Below are 5,303 nucleotides of genomic sequence, written 5' to 3' on the forward strand. Positions count from 1 at the left end.
ATTCATGGCAGCGGCATGGCCTGTGGGGGAGGGCGGCGGGAGGCGGTGCGGAGCGCCGCGCCCGGCGGGCGCGGCGTCCTCTCACGGGGTCCCGGTCACTTGAACTCGCTGGCCCAGTAACCTTCGATCTGCGTCACCAGCTCGGCCGGCAGCGGCACGTAGTGCAGGTCGTTGGCCTGCTGCTGGCCGTTCTCGAACGCCCACTTGAAGAAGGCCAGCGTGTCCTGGTTGCGCTTGGCGTCCTTGGGCTGCTTGTGCATCAACATGAAATTGGTGGCGGTGATCGGCCACGCCTGCTCGCCCGGGGCATTGGTGATGACCAGGTTGAAGTCCTTGGCATTGGTCCAGTCAGCACTGGCGGCCGCGGCGGCGAAGGTCTCGGCGGTGGGCTGCACCCAGTTGCCGGCGGCGTTCTGCATCGACGCGTACGGCATGTTGTTCTGCAGCGCGTAGGCCAGTTCGACGTAGCCGAGCGAACCCTTGATCTGCTGCACGTAGGAAGCGACGCCCTCGTTGCCCTTGCCGCCGACGCCGTCGGGCCACTGCACCGAGGTGCCTTCGCCGACCTTGTCCTTCCATTCGCCGCTGACCTTGGACAGGTAGTTGGAGAAGTTGAAGGTCGTGCCCGAGCCGTCGGAACGGTGCACCAGGGTGATCTTGGTGGCGGGCAGGGCCACGCCCGGATTGGCGGCGGCGATGGCCTTGTCGTTCCAGGTCTTGATCCTGCCCAGGAAGATGTCGGCGAGCAGTGCGCCGCTCAGGCGCAGCTGACCGGGCTGGATGCCTTCCAGGTTCACTACCGGCACCACGCCGCCGATGGCCGACGGGAACTGGCCCAGGCCGGCCTGGGCCAGTTCCTCGGAGGAAAGCGGCTTGTCGGAGGAACCGAAATCGACCGTGCCGGCCTTGATCTGGGCGATGCCGCCGCCCGAGCCGATCGACTGGTAGTTGATCTTGGCGCCGGTGGCGGCGTTGTAGTCGGCCGACCACTTGGAGACCAGCGGGAAAATGAACGAAGCGCCGGCACCGGAGATCTCGGCGGCGACCTTGTCCCCCGCGGCCGGTGCCGAAGCGGGGGCGGCCTCCGGGCTGGAAGCGGCGGAATCGCTCTTGCCGCCGCAGGCCGACAGGCCCAGCGCGATGGCCAGGGAAAGGACGGCAAGGCCGGTCGTGTGCAGTTTCATGCAGGGCTCCATGGCGGGAGAAGTGCCGGTATCGCCGGCGGATGCGGCTATGAAATGATGTTTTTGTTACAGCCTGATTACACGGGGTGGCGGAGGCGGAACGAGGGCGCTGCGGTGGCCCGCGCAAGGGGTGCGAAGAGCGGGTGACGCCCCGGTGTTCCGCGGCGCCGGGCGCTGCAGGGGGGAGCTTGTCCGGTAATGCGCCAGCGGGGTGTTGCCCCGCTCTACAAGGCGGTGGTGTTCTGTAGCGCCGGGGGCGCCCGGCGGGGCCTGGCCGGTAATGCGCCAGCAGGGCGTTGCCCCGCTCCGCTGGAAATTCTCCGCACGGAGGATCGCCGCCGGGGGCGATGGCAAAAAAAAAGGCGCGGATCACTTGATCCGCGCCCGAGGCGACGAGGGAGAGGGACCCGCCGGCTCTTTGCTCGATTACTTCAGGTTCTGCTGGTTCCAGTAGGTCTCGATCTGGCGGACCAGGGTGTCCGGCAGCGGCACGTAGTCCAGTTCCTTGGCCTGGTTCTTGCCGCTGCTGTAGACCCAGCGGAAGAAATCGGTGGTGTTCTTCAGGCTGCCGGCCTTGGAGCGCTTGCGCACCAGGATGAAGTTGGTGGCGGTGATCGGCCAGGCATTGGCGCCCGGGGCGTTGGTGATCACCAGGTTGAAGTCGCGCGAATTGGCCCAGTCGGCGCTGGCGGCAGCGGCGGCGAAGGTCTCGTCGCCCGGCTGCACGAAGCGGCCGGCGGCGTTCTTCATCTGCGCATAGGCCAGGCGGTTCTGCAGCGCATAGGCCAGCTCGACATAGCCGACGCCGCCGCGGATCTGCTTGACGTATGCGGCCACGCCTTCATTGCCCTTGCCGCCGATGCCCACCGGCCACTGGACGGTGGTGCCTTCGCCGACCTGGCTCTTCCAGTCGGCGCTGACCTTGGACAGGTAGTTGGTGTAGTTGAAGCTGGTGCCCGAGCCGTCCGAGCGGTGCACGACGGTGATCTTCAGGTCGGGCAGGGCCAGGCCGGAGTTCAGCGCGACGATGGCCGGATCGTTCCACTTGCTGATCTTGCCCAGGAAGATGTTGGCCAGGGTCGGGCCATCGAGCTTCAGCGCGCCCGGCTGCAGGCCCGGCACGTTGGCCACCGGCACCACGCCGCCGATCACCGACGGGAACTGCGCCAGGCCCGAGGACGCCAGGTCTTCGGACTTGAGCGGCGCATCGGACGAACCGAAATCGACGGTGCCGGCCTTGATCTGGGCGATGCCGCCGCCCGAACCGATGGACTGGTAGTTGACCTTGTTGCCGGTGGCGGTGGCGTAGTCGGCCGACCACTTGGACATCACCGGGAAGACGAACGACGCACCTGCGCCCGTGATATCGGCGGCCTGCGCGGCCAGGGCGAACGAGGCAATGGCGGCGCCGGTGAGCAGGCGGAGTTTGAAGGAAGACATCGCGGAGTGGCTCCTGAGGGTAATGGTGACCGGCGTTGGCCGGCAGACCGCTATTGCAGGGGCTGACCATGAATCTTTTGCGACTTTGTGATGACGGTTCGATGACAGTCGCGTCTTTGCATCGCTGTCGTCGCAACGTCATCGCGCTGTCGCATTGCTGTCATCTGGTTAACGGAATCTTCGCAAAACGCTTGCCCGGCGGTCGTGCTGGACGGGCGTCCACCTGAAGCCCTTCCACATCCCTTGGAGAGATCCCCGATGCGTTCCCATTCGCTCGCCCTGGCAGTCGCCGCCAGCCTTGGCCTGGCCTCGGCGCCGGCCTTCGCCGCCGGTCCCGCCGTGACTCCCGCGCAGATCGAACAGCTGCAGGCGCAGATCGCCGCCCTGCAGGCGCAGGTACAGCAGTTGCAGACCCAATCCGAATCGCTGCAGGCGCAGTCCGACGCGCAGTCTGAAGTGAACGTCACCCAGGCGCAGGCGCTGGAAGGCGCGCAGAAGACGCAGACCAATGTCGACAAGCTGGCCAAGCTGGTCAACGACAACAAGATCGGCGGCCGCATGTTCTTCGACGTCAGCAGCATCGACCAGAAGACCAACGGCAAGAAGACCGACGCCACCGGCACCGGCTTCGACGTCAAGCGCTTCTACCTGACGGTGGACCACAAGTTCAGCGACATCTGGTCGGCCAACCTGACCACCGACTTCCAGTACAGCTCGGCCATCGGCAACACCGAACTGTTCGTCAAGAACGCCTATGTGCAGGGCACCTTCGATCCGGCCTTCGTGCTGAAGGTCGGTGCGGCGGGCATGCCGTGGACCGGCTATGTCGAGAAGTACTACGGCATGCGCTATGTCGAGAACACCCTGACCGACCGCCTGAAGTACGCCAACTCGGCCGACTGGGGCGTGCACGCCAGCGGCGACCTGGGCCAGGGCTTCAACTATGCCGTGTCCGTGGTCAACGGCGCCGGCTACAAGAACCCGAGCCGCAGCAAGGGCGTGGACGTGGAAGGCCGCCTGGCGTGGGAAATCACCCCGGAATTCGCGGTCGCCCTGGGCGGTTACAGCGGCTACCTCGGCCAGGACAAGCAGACCAACAGCGCGGAGAAGCGTTACAGCCGCGGTGACGTGATGGTCGCCTACGCCGGCCCGATGTTCCGCGTCGGTGGCGAATATTTCACCGCCAAGAACCTGAGCCTGGTCCAGCAGACCGTCGCCTCGCCGCTCAGCGACAAGGCCACGGGCTGGTCGCTGTGGAGCAGCGTGCGCCTGGCGCAGACCGCCAATGGCGATGTCAGCGTGTTCGGCCGCTACGACAACACCGACACCAGCAAGACGCTCAATCCGTTCCGCGAGGACAAATACTGGAACGTCGGCATCGAGTACCCGGTGTTGAAGAGCTTCAAGCTGGCTGCGGTGTACAAGGACACCGACGCCACCGTCGGCTCCCTGGCCAGCCCTTCGCAGACCAAGACCAAGGAACTGGGCATCTGGGGCGACCTGAAGTTCTAAGGTCCCGCTCCCCGGTGTGATGCATGCGACGGCGGGCTTCGGCCCGCCGTCTTCGTTCCACCATCCGCCTTTGGCGGGAGTGGCTTCCGCCACGATGGGGGGCGTTGCGTGGATGCCTCCACAACAGCCCGCACCTGCATGCGCGGGGATTCAAAAGGGGAAACCCCTTCGCGGCTGAGCCGCTCCTGCAGGAGGCCGGGCGTGTGGTGATGGAAAGGTCGCGGAGCACGCATTGCGGGCAGCCCGGCCTGCGCACCGGCCAACGGCAGCGGATCGGCGCCATTGCATCCAAGCCGCGTCCGCGTCAGGCGGCGGTCTTGTCCCTGTAATGGCACAGGTCGCGGATCACGCATTGCGGGCAGTCCGGCTTGCGCGCCTTGCATACGTAACGCCCGTGCAGGATCAACCAGTGATGCGCATCCTGCAGGAACTCGGCCGGGATCACCTTCAGCAGTCCGTCCTCCACCGCGCGCACGTCCTTGCCGGGCGCCAGGCCGGTGCGGTTGGAGACGCGGAAGATATGCGTGTCCACGGCCATGGTCGGCTCGCCGAAAGCGGTGTTGAGCACCACGTTGGCGGTCTTGCGGCCGACGCCGGGCAGGGCTTCGAGCGCGGCGCGGTCGGCCGGCACCTCGCCGCCATGTTTTTCGACCAGGATCGCGCAGGCGGCGATCACGTTCTTCGCCTTGGCGTTGAACAGACCGATGGTGGAGATGTAGGGCTTCAGGCCATCCTCGCCCAGGGCGAGGATGGCCTGCGCGGTGTTGGCCACCGGGAACAGCCTGCGCGTGGCCTTGTTCACGCCCACGTCGGTGGCCTGCGCCGACAGCGTCACCGCCACCAGCAGCTCGAACGGCGTGCTGTATTCCAGCTCGGTGGTGGGGTGCGGATTCAGTTCGCGCAGGCGCGTGAACATCTCGCGCACTTCCTGGCCGGTCATGCGCCTGGAGCGGGGGGCGGGGCGGGGCGCGGGTGAAGAGCGTGATTTCTTCACCTTCGTCGCCGGCTCACCCACTGCTTTCGTTTTTGCTTCTGCCTTGGCCGCCACTCGTTTCTCGTTCCTGTTCACGCGTTCCCCGCCTTCGCTCGCGCCCGCGCCAGGATCGCTGCGGCGGCCGGGGGCAGGGCGGGCTTGCGGTCTGGAGCCGGCGGCGGCGCGCGCCGCGC

The 5,303-nt window shown here is 66.5% G+C and carries 5 protein-coding genes; 2 read left to right on the plus strand and 3 right to left on the minus strand.

The window, feature by feature from the left end; translation table 11 throughout:
* Positions 1-95 precede the first annotated feature (95 nt).
* Both pstS (QMX80_RS18105) and pstS (QMX80_RS18110) read right to left on the minus strand, forming a co-directional pair.
* Positions 96-1,184 (minus strand): phosphate ABC transporter substrate-binding protein PstS, encoded by a 1,089-nt coding sequence (pstS, locus tag QMX80_RS18105; RefSeq protein WP_055764560.1) that lies wholly within the window; start codon positions 1,182-1,184, stop codon positions 96-98.
* A gap of 426 nt (positions 1,185-1,610) precedes the next feature.
* The gene (gene pstS, locus QMX80_RS18110; RefSeq protein WP_055764561.1) at positions 1,611-2,624 is read right to left on the minus strand and encodes a phosphate ABC transporter substrate-binding protein PstS; all 1,014 of its coding nucleotides are present in this window, start codon (positions 2,622-2,624) and stop codon (positions 1,611-1,613) included.
* A 258-nt stretch (positions 2,625-2,882) separates the two neighbouring features.
* On the opposite strand from pstS (QMX80_RS18110), the gene QMX80_RS18115 reads away from it, so the two are divergent.
* Entirely contained in the window at positions 2,883-4,136 is a 1,254-nt protein-coding gene (locus tag QMX80_RS18115) for a porin (protein WP_055764563.1), read from the plus strand.
* A 304-nt stretch (positions 4,137-4,440) separates the two neighbouring features.
* Here QMX80_RS18115 and nth read toward each other — a convergent pair whose 3' ends face one another.
* Positions 4,441-5,076: an endonuclease III gene (nth, locus tag QMX80_RS18120; protein WP_282278570.1), complete on the minus strand. Its 636-nt coding sequence runs from the start codon at positions 5,074-5,076 to the stop codon at positions 4,441-4,443.
* Here nth and QMX80_RS18125 point away from each other — a divergent pair.
* The coding region (locus tag QMX80_RS18125) for a hypothetical protein (protein WP_282278572.1) at positions 5,045-5,303 on the plus strand (259 nt) is incomplete at its 3' end. The two genes, nth and QMX80_RS18125, sit on opposite strands and share 32 nt — an antisense overlap.

The organism is Stenotrophomonas sp. PS02297, from assembly GCF_029959705.1.
Lineage (GTDB): Bacteria > Pseudomonadota > Gammaproteobacteria > Xanthomonadales > Xanthomonadaceae > Stenotrophomonas > Stenotrophomonas nitritireducens.

What these genes read in the sequence shown, in the direction of transcription:
- pstS (WP_055764560.1), bottom strand. Translation starts at nt 1,184, where the DNA reads ATGAAACTGCACACGACCGGCCTTGCCGTCCTTTCCCTGGCCATCGCG.
- pstS (WP_055764561.1), bottom strand. Translation starts at nt 2,624, where the DNA reads ATGTCTTCCTTCAAACTCCGCCTGCTCACCGGCGCCGCCATTGCCTCG.
- QMX80_RS18115 (WP_055764563.1), top strand. Translation starts at nt 2,883, where the DNA reads ATGCGTTCCCATTCGCTCGCCCTGGCAGTCGCCGCCAGCCTTGGCCTG.
- nth (WP_282278570.1), bottom strand. Translation starts at nt 5,076, where the DNA reads ATGACCGGCCAGGAAGTGCGCGAGATGTTCACGCGCCTGCGCGAACTG.